This is a genomic window from Saprospiraceae bacterium, from assembly GCA_026129545.1.
Classification (GTDB): Bacteria; Bacteroidota; Bacteroidia; order Chitinophagales; family Saprospiraceae; genus M3007.
The window spans coordinates 75,745-91,487 of sequence record JAHCHX010000004.1 but is presented as its reverse complement, the minus strand read 5'-3'; the positions used below and the strand labels follow the sequence as shown (position 1 = coordinate 91,487).

Sequence of the window (15,743 nt, the reverse complement as noted above, 5' to 3'; positions counted from 1 at the left end):
GCCGAGGTCGGCATGGGGTATGTTGAACCTGATGATGCTACCAACATTTGACCTCGCCGAGGTCGGCATGGGGTATGTTGAACCTGATGATGCTACCAACATTTGACCTCGACGAGGTCGGCATGGTATGTTGAACCTGATGATGCTACCAACATTTGACCTCGACGAGGTCGGCATGGGTATGTTGAACCTGATGATGCTACCAACATTTGACCTCGACGAGGTCGGCATGGGGTATGTTGAACCTGATGATGCTACCAACATTTGACCTCGACGAGGTCGGCATGGGGTATGTTGAACCTGATGATGCTACCAACATTTGACCTCGACGAGGTCGGCATGGGGTATGTTGAACCTGATGATGCTACCAACACTTGACCTCGCCGAGGTCGGCATGGGGTATGTTGAACCTGATGATGCTACCAACACTTGACCTCGCCGAGGTCGGCATGGGGTATGTTGAACCTGATGATGCTACCAACATTTGACCTCGACGAGGTCGGCATGGGGTATGTTGAACCTGATGATGCTACCAACATTTGACCTCGACGAGGTCGGCATGGGGTATGTTGAACCTGATGATGCTACCAACATTTGACCTCGACGAGGTCGGCATGGGGTATGTTGAACCTGATGATGCTACCAACATTTGACCTCGACGAGGTCGGCATGGGGTATGTTGAACCTGATGATGCTACCAACATTTGACCTCGACGAGGTCGGCATGGGGTATGTTGAACCTGATGATGCTACTACCAACATTTGACCTCGCCGAGGTCATGCACACGCCCCAATCTCGGAGGGGTTGAATATTTTCAATCATTACAGTTCGGTGTTTTTCAACAATTCCTTCACGGCATCGAGGTCGTCTTTGGTTTTCACCAAAAACAAGAGGTTGTGTTCGAGCAGTTTGCGGCGTTCGTCCGCATTGTTGGATGTCAGGTAGCCTTTCAGTCCGAGGATGCGCAGCCATGCCACCAACTCTGCGGTGGCGGGCGCTTTGCGTACCGACTTTTCCCGCGCTTTTTCAAAAAAGGTCAACAATTGGTCGTAGCCTTTTTTGGTTTCGGGGGTGATTTTGCCCAAATGCAACTCCACGATGTCGCGCAGCAACTGTCCTTTGGGGAACTCGATGTGGAAAAAAGCACAGCGGCGCAGGAAGGCGTCGGGCAGGTTTTTTTCCGAATTGGAGGTCAGGATGACCACGATATTGCTGCCGGGTGCTTTTTGCGCCTCGAAGCCGGGGATTTCGCGGATGGCGAAGCGGTAGTGGAGGATTTCGTCCAGCAGGTCGTTGGTGAAGTCGCGGGGGGCTTTGTCCACTTCGTCAATCAGCACGACGGAGTTCATGGGTGTTTGGGGCATGACCAACCCGAATTTTTCGGCCAGTTCCGTGCGCGCGGGGTCAGAGTAGGCCACCGCTTTGCCGAATGCGTTGAGCGTGATGAACTGCTCTACCGACGCGGCTTGCTCGCCCCGCATGTTGGCTGCCTGAAAATGCGAGAGCGCATCGTAGGTGTAGAACAGGTCGGTTGCTTTGGAAATGGTTTTGGTGTTGAAGCGCAGCACTTCGGGCCAGTAGGTATTGTTGTTTTTTTGGTTCAGGTAATCCAGCGCCCACTCGGCCATTTCGGTTTTGCCGGTGCCGGGTTCTCCGGTGATGAGCAAGGGCTGGTTCATTTCAATGGCTGCATCGAGGGCATACTGCTGTGCGGGGCTTGGAATGTATTTTGCCATAGTGTTATCGTTTCAGGTTTTCGGTTCGGATAGCCAAACCTTTGTTGTGGATGCAGATGAGTTCGAAGAGTACGGCTTCGATTTCTTTCATGTCGCGTGTTTGGTGTTGCCCGAAGAATGCTTCGGTCATTTCGCGGGGTTCTTTTCCGCGCTCTACCATGATTTTACGGTATCGGCTGAACCATTCGGTGATTTCGTCGGTAGGCACGGGTTGGAGTTCGTCGAGTACCTCGCCGCCTAATTTGCGGTTTTGAATGGCTTCGTCCACTTCTTCCCGCTTTTTGGAGTTTTCTTTTTGATATTCAATACCGAAGAAGAAAAAGAAGCGCGGGGCTTTTTTTGCGGGCAATGCGACGTTGAGAAAAGAGGAGATGAATGTTTCGACGGCCAGCGGTGTCACGTCCTTGTTCCAGTTGGCATCGTCCATGGTGATGAGGACGAAAACAAGGTCGTCGGCACCAAAATCTTTCAAGTATGGGCTGCCGAGCAGGTGGGACACATTTTTGGTGTCTATGGGTTCTTTTTCGTTGATTTTTGGGAAAAACTTGGCGAAAAGGGTTTTGACGACTTCCCTTTTGTATAGCACAGGGTGGCGGTGCACGGCGGGTTTTAGGGTTTTGAACAGGATTTTGGTTTCCGGCTCGTAGTCGCCTTCTTCCCAATTCAGGAGGTGTCCGCTCAAATCGCGTCCCAGCCGCTCATGCAAGCTTTCGTGTGCCTGCCGCGCATCGCCATAGAGGTAAAAGTGGTGGATTTTTTTGCTCGCCGGGTTTTCTATCAAAACGAGTTGGAACTGGTCGCTTTGCTCGAAGCGGTCGCAGGTGAAGGCGTGGTATTCGGGTATGGCGATGTGCTTGGCGGCTTCCTGCTTCCATTGCTCCTTCAAATCCGCGATTCCCATGCGACCGATGAGCCAGAGCAGGGCTTCGGCAATGTTGTTGAAACTGCGGTCTTTTTCGCGGAAATCAATGATGCCGAGGTGGCCAGCGCGGTTGGCTTCATTGTAGCGACCCTCGATGAGGACGGTGTCGTCGTAGAGGTCGCAATTGGGCAGCAAAATTTCTTCTTTCAAACGCCGGAAGGCTTCACCGTAGCGGGGAGCGCTGATGTCTTCTTTGAGTGAGCGTTTGATTTGGTCAAGCATAAAAATCTATGGGGAGGAGGCGCGGCAAATATAAGGATTGGGCAAATGTACGCGGCTAAATTAAATTTACAACAAACGTCGGAAGGGTTAATCTTAAACGTCGGAAGGGTTTGAAACCCTTCCGACGTTCTCGCGATAGGGCGGCCTCCTCAACGCCGCAATACCTTGAAGCCAATGCCCCGCCCTTGCCCTTGCATGATGGCGAGGTTTATCCAAGCCAACGCGAATTGTTCCAGCAGCGCCGCCTTGTCGTCGCCGCCGAAGTCGTAACATTCGGCAAAACCCGCGTCGAGCGCCAACTGGCGGGCGACTTGTTTGCCTTTTTCGGAACTGCCTGCCATGAACATATCGAGCGCCCCGCCGGGATACTTGGGGTCGCGCATATTCTCAAAGCCCGTTGTGTTGAAACACTTGATGAGATGTGCGCCTTTGGCCAGGTCTTTCAGCGCCTCGAAGGTGTTGGCGTAAGGTTCGGGGCCTCCCCTGACGGAGTTCATGGCATCAATGATGACTTTGCCTTCCACCTTGCCCATTTGTTCCACGACTGAAAAAATGGCTGGCGGTGTGGCTGCGATGAGCACGACTTCCGAAGCCGCCACCGCATCGGCGATGGTGTGCGCCGTGATGTTGGGCAAGTCGAGGAGTTCTTTTCCTTTAAAATTGTTCAAGTCGCGGATGCCGAGGTGAATGGTGTGGCCAGCTTTGGCCCAATTTTGGGCGAGCGCGCCGCCGACGTTGCCGGTTCCGATGATGGCGATGTGCATGTTGGTTGTTGGTTGTTGGTTGCTGGTTGTTGGTTGCTGGTTGGTGGTTGTTGGTTGTTGGTTGCTGGTTGTTGGTTGTTGGTGCTGGTTGTTGGTTGCTGGTTGGTGGTTGGTGGTTGGTAGTTGGTGGTTGGTGGTTGCTGGTTGCTGGTTGCTGGTTGCTGGTTGGTGGTTGGTGGTTGTTGGTTGTTGGTTGCTGGTTGCTGGTTGTTGGTTGTTGGTTGTTGGTGCTGGTTGGTGGTTGCTGGTTGCTGGTTGGTGGTTGCTGGTTGGTGGTTGTTGGTTGGTGGTTGTTGGTTGGTGGTTGGTGGTTGGTGGTTGGTGGTTGTTGGTTGGTGGTTGGTGGTTGTTGGTTGGTGGTTGCTGGTTGCTGGTTGTTGGTTGTTGGTTGTTGGTTGTTGGTTGTTGGTTGTTGGTTGCTGGTTGGTGGTTGGTGGTTGGTGGTTGGTGGTTGGTGGTTGCTGGTTGGTGGTTGGTGGTTGCTGGTTGTTGGTTGGTGGTTGTTGGTTGCTGGTTGGTGGTTGCTGGTTGCTGGTTGCTGGTTGCTGGTTGGTGGTTGGTTCAATCAGGCCTATGTAATTTGTCTGGCCAAAAATACCAGATTGGGATAGCGAAGAAAATCAGGTAAGACAAATAAGGCGAGACGAAGGCTAATGGCGCTGCCGAAAAATAAAGCGCCGTGGCAACGCGGTTGCTGGTGTGGTAGCGGTGGTGGTGGGGCATGAGTGCGGTGGTGGTGGCGTACTTGCGCAGCAAGGTGAATGCGAGGGCTGACCCGCCCAGCACGATGCCGTAAAACATACAGGCTTGCGGCATCAGCGGATGCAAGGCCAAAAATGCCGTCGGCAACGGAATGAGCGACATCCAGAACAACAAGTGGCTGTTGTACCAAACCAGCTTGGAAGTGCTGTGCCGGATTTGGTCGAACATGATGTGGTGATTGAGCCACATGATGCCGAGCACCACAAAACTCATCGCGTAGGCACCCAATTTGGGCAGCAAAGCGCCAAGCGCCAGCCACGAGTGTTTTTCCGAGAAATCTCCCGCGATTTCCGGGATTTTCAAATCGAACACCATGACGGTGATGATGATGGCAATGACTCCGTCGCTGAATGCCTCGATGCGGTTTTTGTTCATGACAAGGTTGCTTTTATACCTTGATTCGCTATGATTAGGCAGATGACCATGATGGCATGTCCTCAATACAAATACCCATCTCGCGCTTCCATTTTCGGGGGCAATGCCTGCTCGCCGAGCATTTCCCGCAAATCGCGTTCGATGGTGTTGCATATAGCCGTCATGGGCACGTCGGTGATGCGGTGCTCGAACGGGTCTTCATTGACCTCGCCCACCTTGCCGAGTGTGGCGAACACAAAAGAAATCAACACGGACACTGGCGGCATGAGCGCGGCGATGTTCATTTTGGCGAAATCGCCGATGAGGCAAAATGGCAGCAAAAGCATGAACACCAGCAGGAAAAGCCGTGTGAAAAAATCGTATTGGCGCAACAGGGGCGTGTTTTTGATGCGCTCGCAACTTCCCTGAAAATTGTTGAACCCCGCTAGCGTCGGCTCAAGGCTGATATTGTCGAACGGCCCCAGCAGTTCGGTGCGCATGGCTTCCTTGATGCGAATGCCTTGCGTCTGGAGCAGCAAGTTCGGGATGTTTTGCTTGCCTTGCAGCGCCGCCAACTCCTTTTCGGAAAGGAAATGGCGGTATTCGTCGCCGTGCGGCTGCTGTCGCAAGTGGAGGCGCAGGGCGTGCGCGAAGGCGATTTGGCGGTAGGCCATTTCGGCCTTGAAAGCGGCGGCATGTTCGGGGCTAGCCTTGCCAGTTGCCACGGCGTGGTCGGCGTTGGCGATGATTTGACGCAGCAGGATGCGGCTGTTGTTCACGATGCCGCCCCAAAGCGTGCGGGCTTCCCACCAGCGGGCGTAGGCGCTGTTGTTGCGAAAAGCGACAAAAATCGCCAACGCGCTGCCCAAAATGGCCGCTATCGAAAAAGGCAGCCCGACTTGGGCGATGCCTTTTTGGAACAAAAAATACACGCCCAACGACACCCCCACGGAGAGCGCCAACTCGGCGCGGAGGTAGCGGGCGACTTTGAGCGGGTTGAAAATGCGCTTGACTATCATGGTGTTGACTTTACTTTCCCATTGTAAGCGATGCCAAATGTCAGCAGGCGGTCATTGGGTTTTACGGTGCTGACCACGATGTTTTCGTGCGCGAAGATGTAGTTGGCCGAAAAACTAAGGCCTTTCCAGATGGGCCATTCGAGGCCGATTTCGGCCTGCCAGCGAAAGTTGTTGGCGCGTTGGAGCGAGGGCTGCACGAAGGCTTCGTAGTGGAGTCGCAGGTGATTGTTTGCCAGCGCGTGTTTGCCAAAAATCCAAGTCGTGGCACGCCAAGTTTGAATATTGGGCGAACCGTCGTATTCCGAATAGTTGTAGGCATCGTCGGCGAAGCGGGTGAGCTCGTACACCGCCGATAGCGAGATTTTCACCGTGTGCTGCGGCTGCCTGACGACCTGCCACGTCGCGCCCGCGCCCTCGAAGTGCCGAAAGTTGATTTTCCGCCGAAAATTGGTGGAGACGAACAACATGGCGAAGGGATAGACCCGGCGCTGCTGCCAGCCGTAGAGGAAGTTGCGGCTATAAATATCCTCGTCGGCCTTGCGGTCGAAAAATTCCTGATAGCGGTACGAGTTCTGCGTCTTGAAGGCCCAGAAGGGGGCTGGCGCCAGGCTGGCCTCGGCTTTGGCGCGAAAGGCCAGCGCATCGAGGTTGCCCGTCTGCCAGCTCCCCCCCACGGCGCTGGCGTATTGCAGCAGCAGGGTGTCGCTCTCGTTGATTTGGGCAAGGGCGGCCTGACAAAAGCAGCTCAATGCCACGACCGCCGCCCATGTTTTCAACCGTTTCATTTTTCCAATGCTCTTTTCATATTTCGTTCGCCTGACTATACTCAACGAAAAGTGGTTTGCGAAAAAATGCCCGTTTAAATCCTTGAAAATCACTGTTATCAATCAAGGAAACCCCTGTCTTGCCAACGGGCAGATTCAAATCATTTTCATCTGGGTATAACTTTTAGGTATGCCACGACGACTGCCTCTTGACGACCTTCTTACACTCCGAGTGCTTCCACCACCATCTTGGCCGCTGCCGCGCCGCTGAATTGCTGCTGGCCCGTGATGAGCCGCCCGTCGCGCACGGCAAAGGGCTTGAACATGCCGCCTGTGATGAAATTGGTGTTGGGCAGTTTTTTTGCCTCCGCCTCAATCCAAAATGGCTGGATGCGTTGGCCGACGAAATTGTCGGCGTACTGTTCCTCGCTGTCGGCGAAGCCCGTCCAGGTCTTGCCGTCCACGAGCAGCTTGCCATCGGCGGTTTTGGCTTTCAGGAGCACACAAGTTGCGTGACACACGATGCCCAGCACCTTTTCTTTTTCGTAGAACTCCACGACGAGGCGGTGCAGGGCTTCGTTGTCAATGAAAGTGTACATGGGCGATTGGCCGCCGGTGAGAAACACCGCGTCATAGTCCTCGACCCGAATGGCCGAGATGGGGCGGGTCTGCTGGAGCAGGGCGGCGTGTTGGGCAGATTTTTTGAAGCCCAGCGAAAGGATGTCGTGGGCCGAGTAGCCGCTCGCGTCCTCCGGGTCGCTGAAGCCGTCGGCTTGCAGGGCGCCGCCTTCGGGCGAGAAGATGTCCACCGTGTAGCCGTTCTCGGTGAATTCCCAGTAGGGGTGCGTGAGTTCGGCCCACCAGAAGCCGATGGGCCATCCGGTTTGCTTGCTCACCGAGGCGTTGGCGGCAATGAGGGCGATTTTTTTGGGGCGGGCAATGTTGATATTGGCGCTCATGTCTAGAAGGATTTTTTTTGAACCGTTTTGAAAATTGACGGTGCAAATGTTTCCCCGCGATGCGGCCAATGGCAATACATTTACTGCGAAGTGCGTCACTCACTTTTTGGTGAGCGAGTGTGGTATTTGCTTTCAAAAAATGCCATCTGATGTGAGCCTATCTTCCACGAATCAACCTGTTCAACATAAATGCCCGACTTTCTCTACAACAAAAAACTCTACTACAACCCGGTCGAGTTCGCGCTCGACCGCATCGGCGGCGCGTGGAAAATGCCCATCCTTTGGCGCTTGAAAGACCGTGTGATGCGCTACGGCGAATTGAAAAAAGACATCCCGCACGTCACGCACAAGATGCTGACGACGCAGTTGCGCCAGTTGGAAGAGGAAGGGTTCGTCAGCCGCACGGTCTATCCTGTGGTGCCGCCCAAAGTGGAATACGCCCTCACGGAGCGGGGGCAAAGGGCTATCCGGGTGGTGGAGGTGATTCGTGACTACGGGTTGGAGCTGATGAAGGAGTTTGGAGTGGAGGGATAGCCGCCAATTGATTGTTTAAAGTTGTGCTGTGCACGCCGTTATACCCAGATTAAAGAAGATTTGAAGATAGCCCTGATTGATTTGTATGATTTTCAAAGGATTGCGAGCGCCGTTCGTTCAAAACCACTTTGCGTTGACTATAACCATGTTTCTTAATCTTGCCACAAAGTCTCTACGAAATTGCCCCGTAAATCTTTGTGTTCTGGCGCTTTTGTGGCAAATTTTAAATCCAAATGCCCTGCGTTTATCAATTCTATTCAAGGTAAGTGCTGAGACAAAATTATTCAAGCATTTCACACGACGACACAACGGCACAAAGAATTGATTATCAGAAAAATAAAATCGTAGTGTCCCCGTGTCGTTGTGTGAAATAAATCTGTCCGGGTACTTAGATAGGCAAATGCAGCGTTTTTTTCAGCCTGAATGGTTCACCACTGATAATAAAAAAAATCTTTTCCATCGGTACAAATCGCGGCGTTTTTGTCTGGACAAACTGAAAACGCACGTCGGAAAAAAATACTCGGGTAGTTGACGCGATTTGGCGATTCTGTCTGGAAGGTTTCAATTCCAGTATCCTTGTCCAAGATGTGCCATATCCCGTCGCTGCCGCCTATTACATGAAGCGACTGGCCGTCGTCATAAATCCTGCTGGGGGTTCCCGATACATGAGTTGACCAAAGGATGTTGCCATTGTTTTTATCAACAGCGTAAACTTTTCCGTCTTCACACGCGAAATAGACTCTTTTTCTGTCGGCGACGGGGAAAGAGGTGAGCATGTCGCGGGGCATTTCGGTTCGCCACAGCTCCTTTCGAGTCCAAGCATGGTAACAAACTAATTCATTGTTTGCCACAAAGTAAAGTTGTTTGCCTGCTGGGTCGAGCAATGGCTGTTTAGTAACACCTTCACCTTGATAATTGATTGGATAGATAGTGTCGCGTTGAGTGATTGACTTGCTCTGATAGTCCATCCAATTAAGACCAGCGAATGTTTCCTTTGATTGTAGGTTTTGAAAAATACTGGTGAAAACGAGGCAGGTATCGCCGCGTTGACCGATTAGTGGGCGTGGGGTTCGATAAAATGCCTTGTGGCCCTGTTCGATTTCAAAAACTTGAAACAGGGAAGCATCGCCTCTTTTTGTGTCAATGCAATATAAATATGCTTTAGGCTCAACCAAGTCGTAGTAGATGCGGAAAGCAAGCGAGCCAATGCCTTCTATAAAATCTTCCGCAGCGTCGTGCATGGTGTTTTCCCACAGTTTTTTGCCGTTCTGCATATCAAATGCCATCAAGCGGTTGCCCATAGGGATAAGCAGGGTGCTGCCGTCTTGATACGCTCTGAGGTTATAGTAAAGCACGTTTGGGTTGACGGCGGTATCTTGATACTGCCAGATGATGTGTCCGTCCTTTGTTGACAAGGCGCAAATGGTGAACGGGGCGTGTTCCGTGCTATGCGTGACCATTATTTTATTGTCATGAAAAATGGGGTAAATTGTTTCAATCTGGACTTTCCCGAAGGGCGAGCTTCGCCAAATCAGTACGGGTTTTTCAACTTGTTTTTTGCCACAGCATAGCAAGGCAGACATTCCAAGCAAAAAAAGTATGGTTCTCATAAAATGCAAAAATGTCAGGGCTGACGAATGAATGTATCGTCAGCCCTGACAAAATTGTTGGGTAGTATTACTTTGGCACTTGGAAAGCAGCGCCCGCTCCGCCGTTGAACAAATCAACAAACGCATCTTTGATGGGCTGTTGCGTCCAGAATTGCTCTTGAAAATGGTTGGCTTTTTTGGCTTCGTATGTTTTTGCGGCCCCTGCAAGCAGTTGTTCGGATTTGCTCAATAGGCCGTCGTGTGGTTCGTATTCGTAGTGAGTAACCGTATATGTCCGCGTACAAGGCCATTCCAACGTCATGCACCAAGCAAAACAATAGCCTTGTACTTGGGCATCCGGCTCGCCATAACAGGTTTCGCAACAGTCATATTCTTCGGTTATGTGTGTGGTGACAGGAGTGTACCCATCGCTTACTATGAGGTTCCAATAACCGTTCAGGCCTTGATGAACCATCTCGCATTCGAGCAGTTCGGCCATTTCCCTGTCGCGTCTGCGAGCCGCTTGAATAGCTTTGTGAATGGCTTCAAGGCCTTTGGATACACCGTCCGCGATATTCGGGCCGGTGGGCTTCAAAAATTTTCCGACCGCGCTGGCGGCAGTTATGACCGACTGTGCCAACCCGTCGAAATAGGCATCGTTTATCAAGCGGCGGCGGTCTTCTATTTCATCACGGTAACATTCCAGATAACCCGTGTCATCGCCCCAAAGCACCGCTTGTGCCCTTGACCCCAAAAGCCGGGTAAGCACCAAGGCATCTTCGTCCTCGTTGCCCCAAATGACCGCGTAGGGCATTGAGGGAGTGCCTAAATTGTTCATTACTGGGCTATTAGGCTGATATTCCCTGTACTTCTGTTCGTTTGCATTGACCGCATTCACCCAATCCTGAAATGCCTCCACAATTCGGCAGGCATTGCATTGATTGGCATTGGACTTGAATGCGAGCACTTGGTTGATGAGCGTGGTCATTTGATTTGTCGTACCTTGTGGCAACATTGCCTCAAGCACCCTCGACCCTTGGTTTGGCACGCCATCAAGGATTAGGGCAGAAAGGCGGCTATCTTGAGCATTTGCCATTTGGCGGAGGATAATACCGCCGCCGTCATGGCCGATACCCAGCACATCTGTATAGTTTTCGTCGTTCAGTTGTGCGTTCATTTGATTCGCAGAGCCGACGACACCGTTTAGGTGGGGGGCATAAAAAAAGGTATTGACTCTATTGAAATCGTAACCTTCATTCTGAGCAGCCGTGACAGCTCTATTCCAGCTTACAGAAGTGGCTCCATTTCCATTTAGCCACAAAGTATTTCTGTTCTGAGCGTTCAGCGCTGTGACAAGCACGAGCAATATGATTGAAGAAGCAATTTGTTTCATGACTGGAAAAGCGTTTATTGATTGAATGTGAGCGTGAAATTGTCAAACTTGGAGTACTGCTCCACTTTCATGGGGATATCCCCAACCATGGACGTGATGAACGATTCCATATAAGCGCGCCTGACGATGGGGTTTTGCGCTGTGCCTTCCACATCAAGCATAGAGCGCGTTTGCAATTTTCCGTTAGGCCCATAATGCAGGTTGCCGACGGCGGCACGAGTACTTTTGTCCAGAGCCTGAACGGAATAGGAGCCGTCCGGGTAGTTGTAACGAATAGTGACCAGATTGTTTTGATGTTCCTGTATCGCCAAGCCACTATCTCGCATGATTTGGAGGCCTTGGTTGAATTCCGCATCGGTAAGCGGCTTGCGATTGGCCACCATGTCCAAAATATGTATTACAGCATCGGCATCGGGGCTGTGTGACCCGCTTCGCATCACGTTATTGAACTGGTCGTAGTAGGTCGCAACACCATTCACAACAATCAAGCGGCTGTAATCCGGCGCTAAGTACCCATCAGCCGTATTTTTGGGGTAATTGATTGGCTCCGTTGGTGTTAGCCGCGTCATGGACAGGTCCTTTTGTCCCGATGATTTGTAGCAAACCTCAACGGCAAAGCGCTCCCGGTGCGGAAGAGCCATGATTTGGTCAATAGGCTCCAATTGAGCAAAATCCGAAGGAACCACCGTGCGAGCTGCCGTGGTGGTCTCTACTTCAAAACTCATAAACAGGACACAGTCCGTTCGATTCAGCACTCCGCTTGAGCCGTTGTTGCCGTTTAGTTCTTTTTGGCACCCCAACCAAATGGATAGGCAAGCCAACAAACACACCACGGCAAGTGCGATGTAAAGATTCTTTTTTTGCATGATGAGATGATTTCAAATTGAGAAACAAAATATTTTGATGCAAAAAAAAAAAAAAGAGACCGCCCTCGGCAAGGGGTTTTGAAAAACTTAATACCGAATTTACAGAAGCCATGATTAAACCAACCGCAGCGCTTGCCAAACACGCATAGAAAAGGCTAGCGCCAAATCGTCACCCTATATTAATTTCCCCCGCCAAAAAGTCCTCAAAATTCAACCCAACCTGCCACTTTTTCAGCCACTCTCCTCATTTTTGGGTTTGGAAATAAATTTGAGAAAGAGTGGATGAAGGTTTACAGCGTTGATAACGGTTGATGAATCACGGCGTACGCTGCGTTATCAAACTCATAAACCCTTATCAACTTTTGTCAATAACTCCACAAATCACCAACTCAACGCATCACCAACAAAAATGACCTACGATAATTTCACCATCAAAGCCCAAGAGGCCATACTTCAAGCCCAGCAAATCGCCGCCGGCTACGAGCAACAAAGCGTGGACACCGCCCATCTGCTCAAGGGTATGCTGGAAGTGGACGACTCCGTCACCGATTTTTTATTGAAAAAAACCGGTGTCAGTCTCTCCCGCTTCGAGCAAGACCTCGACAAACTTGTGTGGGAAACCCCCAAAGTGCAGGGCGCCGACAAGCAGTACCTCACCAACGAGGCCAACAAAGCTGTCGCCGCCGCCAAAGCCATGCTCAAAGACTTCGGCGACGAGTACATCTCCCTCGAACTCCTGCTGCTCGGCATCGCCAAAGGCAACGACAAAACCGCCCGCCTGCTCCGCGAAAACGGCGCGACACTCGAAACCCTCACCGCCGCCGTCAAGGAACTCCGCAAAGGCCGCAAAGTGACCGACCAAACCACCGAGCAAGTCTATAATGCCCTCCAGAAATACGCCATCAACCTCACCGAACTGGCCGAATCGGGCAAACTCGACCCCGTCATCGGGCGCGATGAGGAGATTCGCCGCGTGCTGCACATCCTCAGCCGTCGCAAGAAAAACAACCCGGTCATCATCGGCGACCCCGGCGTGGGCAAAACCGCCATCGTCGAGGGCATCGCTTGGCGCATCGTCCGCCACGACATCCCCGAAACCCTCGCGGGCAAAAAGATATTCAGCCTCGACATGGCCGCCCTCATCGCTGGCGCGAAGTACAAAGGCGAATTTGAAGAGCGCCTGAAAGCCGTCATCAAAGAGGTCATTGACAGCAATGAGCAGGTCATTTTGTTTATTGACGAAATCCATACCCTCGTCGGAGCGGGCGGCGGGCAAGGCGCGATGGACGCTGCCAACATCCTGAAACCCGCCCTCGCGCGTGGCGAGCTCCGCACCATCGGCGCCACCACGCTCGACGAATACCAAAAATACTTCGAGAGCGACAAGGCCCTTGAGCGGCGTTTCCAGTCCGTCTATGTGGACGAGCCAAGCATGGAAGACACGATTTCCATCCTGCGCGGCCTGCGCGAGAAATATGAGAACTACCACAAAGTGCAAATTCTCGATGAGGCCGTCGTGTCTGCCGCCGAACTCTCCCACCGCTACATTTCCGAAAGAAAACTGCCGGACAAAGCGATTGACCTCATAGACGAAGCTGCCGCCAAACTCCGCCTCGAACTCGACTCCGTGCCGGAAGCGGTGGACAAACTTGACCGCCAATTGCGCCAGTTGGAGATAGAGCGCGAGGCCATCAAGCGCGAAAAAGATGAGCGCAAGCTGGAGGCGATGAACAAGCAAATCCAAGACGTGCAGGAAAAACTCGACGGCCTGCGGGCAAAATGGCAGTCGGAAAAAGAAATCGTGGAGGCCATTCAGAATTGCAAACAGAAGTTGGAGGAACTACACCTGCAATATCAACGCGCCGAGCGCGAAGGCAATCTGGAAGTCGCCAGCCGCATCAAATACCAAGACATCCCGGCGCAAGAAGCCATGCTCAAGGCCGCTGAGGAAAAACTCGCCGAACTCGCGCCCGAAAACCGCATGACCACCCAAACGGTCACCTCCAACGACATCGCCGAAGTGGTGGCACGCTGGACGGGCATCCCCGTCGCCAAGATGCTCAAAGGCGAAAAAGAACGCCTGCTCCACCTCGAAGCCGAAATGCACAAGCGCGTCATCGGTCAGGACGAAGCGGTGGAAGCCGTCGCCGATGCTATCCGCCGCAGCCGCGCAGGCCTCAGCGACCCCGACAAGCCCATCGGCTCCTTCATCTTCTGCGGCCCGACGGGCGTGGGCAAAACCGAACTCGCCAAAGCCCTCGCCGATGTCCTCTTCGACGACGAAAAAGCCATCACACGCATTGACATGAGCGAGTATCAGGAGAAACACAGCGTGTCGCGGCTCGTGGGCGCACCGCCCGGCTATGTCGGCTACGACGAAGGCGGCCAGCTTACCGAAGCCGTGCGCCGTCGCCCCTACTCCATCGTGCTGCTGGATGAAATTGAAAAAGCCCACCCGGACACCTTCAACATACTCCTGCAAGTGCTCGACGATGGCCGCCTGACCGACAATAAAGGCCGCACGGCCAACTTCAAAAACACCATCATCATCATGACCTCCAACCTCGCCAGCGACCAAATCCGCGAGGCATTCGAGGACTACGACGAAATGCCCGACAAGCGCAAGCACGAGGTGTTCGAAGCTGCCAAGGCCGCTGTGATGGATGCCTTGAAAATGAATCTGCGACCCGAATTTCTCAACCGCATTGACGAGGTGGTGGTGTTCCACCCGCTGCTCAAGGACCAGATGGCGCAAATTCTCGACATCCTCCTGAAAAACGTCCGCAAGATGCTGGCCAAGCAGGAACTGCAAATCGAACTCACCCAAAGCGCCGCCCAGACGCTGGTGGACAATGGGTTCGACCCACAGTACGGAGCGCGCCCGCTCAAGCGCACGCTCCAGCGCGACCTCATCAACGAACTCGCCAAACACCTGCTCGCCGGCGACTATGTGAAAGGCGACACGGTGCTGATAGATGCCGATGGGGCAGGGCTGCTCTTCGGCAGAAAGTCCCAGATGAACGGGAAAGAGGTGGTGACGAAGAAGTTGGAGGAAGTGTAAATGGTACGGCGGATTTGCAAATCCACTGTACTACCGACACAAGCGGCTTGTCTGGCAGTTTTGCCGGGCAAGCTGCTTTTTATTTTTCGGGAAACATCTGTAATTTTGGGTTCAAAATTCTCGCATTATGGGCGAATTGCTTTCAAAATTTGAACTCTTGGACCCAGAGGCCAAGCAACAACTGCTTGACTATTTGGATTTTTTGATTTCTGAAAAGAAGAAAGAAAAAGCCAAATTTGATGTCGAGGCTTATCGTGAAAACCTGCTGAAAGTCGGTGTCTGGTCAGACGAAGATATTGCTCCCATCGAAGAAGCGCGTCAACTTCTCAATAACTGGAAAATCAAAGAATAGTAATAGACACAACGCTTTTCATCGAGCATCTGCGCTCGAAGGACAAATCAAAAACTACGCTCTTCAAACTTTCTTCTACAGGGCTGCGATATGTCTCATCCGTGACTGTTTATGAACTGTTTGCCGGAGCAACCGATGCTTCTAAGATGGCCTCTGTGCGCTATGAATTGCAAGGATTGCTCATTTTGCCCTTTACAACTGAAATAGCCGAAAAAGCCGGCGAAATCTTCCGCGACCTCCGCAGCCGAGGGCAAATGATAGAAGCGACCGATATTTTCATCGCCGCTACCGCCCTCGTCGACAACCTGCCTGTCAAGACCGTGAACATCCGCCATTTCTCTCGGGTGCAAGGCTTGTTGCTCGCGTAGTTACCCTTCCTCCCTTCTCGGCCTCAGCATCGCGTGCAGGATTTTTTCGCGGACGGGCATGGCAGCCACGATGTCTC

The 15,743-nt window shown here is 52.4% G+C and carries 15 protein-coding genes; 4 read left to right on the top strand and 11 right to left on the bottom strand.

Annotated features, from left to right (window positions below; all coding sequences use genetic code 11):
• Positions 1 to 822: 822 nt before the first annotated feature.
• The 8 genes from KIS77_20530 to KIS77_20495 form a co-directional block, all read right to left on the bottom strand.
• Positions 823 to 1,737: a MoxR family ATPase gene (locus KIS77_20530; GenBank protein MCW5924717.1), complete on the bottom strand. Its 915-nt coding sequence runs from the start codon at positions 1,735 to 1,737 to the stop codon at positions 823 to 825.
• A 4-nt stretch (positions 1,738 to 1,741) separates the two neighbouring features.
• Positions 1,742 to 2,881, bottom strand: coding sequence for a hypothetical protein (locus KIS77_20525; protein ID MCW5924716.1), 1,140 nt, complete (start codon positions 2,879 to 2,881; stop codon positions 1,742 to 1,744).
• 149 nt (positions 2,882 to 3,030) lie between these two features.
• Positions 3,031 to 3,645 (bottom strand): NAD(P)-binding domain-containing protein, encoded by a 615-nt coding sequence (locus tag KIS77_20520; GenBank protein ID MCW5924715.1) that lies wholly within the window; start codon positions 3,643 to 3,645, stop codon positions 3,031 to 3,033.
• Positions 3,536 to 4,210: a hypothetical protein gene (locus tag KIS77_20515; GenBank protein ID MCW5924714.1), complete on the bottom strand. Its 675-nt coding sequence runs from the start codon at positions 4,208 to 4,210 to the stop codon at positions 3,536 to 3,538. Before KIS77_20515 ends, KIS77_20520 begins: the two co-directional genes overlap by 110 nt.
• Positions 4,207 to 4,782, bottom strand: coding sequence for a DUF1211 domain-containing protein (locus KIS77_20510; protein MCW5924713.1), 576 nt, complete (start codon positions 4,780 to 4,782; stop codon positions 4,207 to 4,209). Before KIS77_20510 ends, KIS77_20515 begins: the two co-directional genes overlap by 4 nt.
• Positions 4,783 to 4,844: 62 nt before the next feature.
• Positions 4,845 to 5,780, bottom strand: coding sequence for a hypothetical protein (locus KIS77_20505; protein MCW5924712.1), 936 nt, complete (start codon positions 5,778 to 5,780; stop codon positions 4,845 to 4,847).
• The gene (locus KIS77_20500; protein ID MCW5924711.1) at positions 5,777 to 6,565 is read right to left on the bottom strand and encodes a DUF481 domain-containing protein; all 789 of its coding nucleotides are present in this window, start codon (positions 6,563 to 6,565) and stop codon (positions 5,777 to 5,779) included. Before KIS77_20500 ends, KIS77_20505 begins: the two co-directional genes overlap by 4 nt.
• A gap of 200 nt (positions 6,566 to 6,765) precedes the next feature.
• Positions 6,766 to 7,503, bottom strand: a complete 738-nt coding sequence (locus KIS77_20495) for a type 1 glutamine amidotransferase domain-containing protein (GenBank protein MCW5924710.1) — start codon at positions 7,501 to 7,503, stop codon at positions 6,766 to 6,768.
• A gap of 189 nt (positions 7,504 to 7,692) precedes the next feature.
• Between KIS77_20495 and KIS77_20490 the strand changes: the two genes are divergently transcribed.
• Entirely contained in the window at positions 7,693 to 8,037 is a 345-nt protein-coding gene (locus tag KIS77_20490; GenBank protein MCW5924709.1) for a helix-turn-helix transcriptional regulator, read from the top strand.
• A 428-nt stretch (positions 8,038 to 8,465) separates the two neighbouring features.
• Here KIS77_20490 and KIS77_20485 read toward each other — a convergent pair whose 3' ends face one another.
• The 3 genes from KIS77_20485 to KIS77_20475 form a co-directional block, all read right to left on the bottom strand.
• Positions 8,466 to 9,647, bottom strand: a complete 1,182-nt coding sequence (locus KIS77_20485; GenBank protein MCW5924708.1) for a PQQ-binding-like beta-propeller repeat protein — start codon at positions 9,645 to 9,647, stop codon at positions 8,466 to 8,468.
• A gap of 67 nt (positions 9,648 to 9,714) precedes the next feature.
• A complete protein-coding gene (locus KIS77_20480) occupies positions 9,715 to 11,019 on the bottom strand; it encodes a hypothetical protein (GenBank protein MCW5924707.1) in 1,305 nt (434 codons plus the stop codon).
• Positions 11,020 to 11,033: 14 nt separating this feature from the next.
• Positions 11,034 to 11,885, bottom strand: coding sequence for a hypothetical protein (locus KIS77_20475; GenBank protein MCW5924706.1), 852 nt, complete (start codon positions 11,883 to 11,885; stop codon positions 11,034 to 11,036).
• Positions 11,886 to 12,294: 409 nt separating this feature from the next.
• Here KIS77_20475 and clpB point away from each other — a divergent pair, with 409 nt between their 5' ends.
• The 3 genes from clpB (at position 12,295) to KIS77_20460 (ending at position 15,666) form a co-directional block, all read left to right on the top strand.
• Positions 12,295 to 14,946, top strand: a complete 2,652-nt coding sequence (gene clpB, locus KIS77_20470) for an ATP-dependent chaperone ClpB (GenBank protein ID MCW5924705.1) — start codon at positions 12,295 to 12,297, stop codon at positions 14,944 to 14,946.
• Positions 14,947 to 15,073: 127 nt separating this feature from the next.
• Complete coding sequence (locus KIS77_20465; protein ID MCW5924704.1) at positions 15,074 to 15,298, top strand: hypothetical protein; 225 nt, start codon at positions 15,074 to 15,076, stop codon at positions 15,296 to 15,298.
• Entirely contained in the window at positions 15,280 to 15,666 is a 387-nt protein-coding gene (locus KIS77_20460; protein ID MCW5924703.1) for a type II toxin-antitoxin system VapC family toxin, read from the top strand. Before KIS77_20465 ends, KIS77_20460 begins: the two co-directional genes overlap by 19 nt.
• The last annotated feature ends 77 nt before the right edge of the window (positions 15,667 to 15,743 follow it).

Excerpts from the sequence above, each read along its gene's own strand:
- KIS77_20530 (MCW5924717.1), bottom strand. The coding sequence starts at position 1,737 with ATGGCAAAATACATTCCAAGCCCCGCACAGCAGTATGCCCTCGATGCA.
- KIS77_20490 (MCW5924709.1), top strand. The coding sequence starts at position 7,693 with ATGCCCGACTTTCTCTACAACAAAAAACTCTACTACAACCCGGTCGAG.
- KIS77_20520 (MCW5924715.1), bottom strand. The coding sequence starts at position 3,645 with ATGCACATCGCCATCATCGGAACCGGCAACGTCGGCGGCGCGCTCGCC.
- KIS77_20500 (MCW5924711.1), bottom strand. The coding sequence starts at position 6,565 with ATGAAACGGTTGAAAACATGGGCGGCGGTCGTGGCATTGAGCTGCTTT.
- clpB (MCW5924705.1), top strand. The coding sequence starts at position 12,295 with ATGACCTACGATAATTTCACCATCAAAGCCCAAGAGGCCATACTTCAA.
- KIS77_20510 (MCW5924713.1), bottom strand. The coding sequence starts at position 4,782 with ATGAACAAAAACCGCATCGAGGCATTCAGCGACGGAGTCATTGCCATC.
- KIS77_20525 (MCW5924716.1), bottom strand. The coding sequence starts at position 2,881 with ATGCTTGACCAAATCAAACGCTCACTCAAAGAAGACATCAGCGCTCCC.
- KIS77_20480 (MCW5924707.1), bottom strand. The coding sequence starts at position 11,019 with ATGAAACAAATTGCTTCTTCAATCATATTGCTCGTGCTTGTCACAGCG.
- KIS77_20485 (MCW5924708.1), bottom strand. The coding sequence starts at position 9,647 with ATGAGAACCATACTTTTTTTGCTTGGAATGTCTGCCTTGCTATGCTGT.
- KIS77_20465 (MCW5924704.1), top strand. The coding sequence starts at position 15,074 with ATGGGCGAATTGCTTTCAAAATTTGAACTCTTGGACCCAGAGGCCAAG.
- KIS77_20495 (MCW5924710.1), bottom strand. The coding sequence starts at position 7,503 with ATGAGCGCCAATATCAACATTGCCCGCCCCAAAAAAATCGCCCTCATT.
- KIS77_20505 (MCW5924712.1), bottom strand. The coding sequence starts at position 5,780 with ATGATAGTCAAGCGCATTTTCAACCCGCTCAAAGTCGCCCGCTACCTC.
- KIS77_20475 (MCW5924706.1), bottom strand. The coding sequence starts at position 11,885 with ATGCAAAAAAAGAATCTTTACATCGCACTTGCCGTGGTGTGTTTGTTG.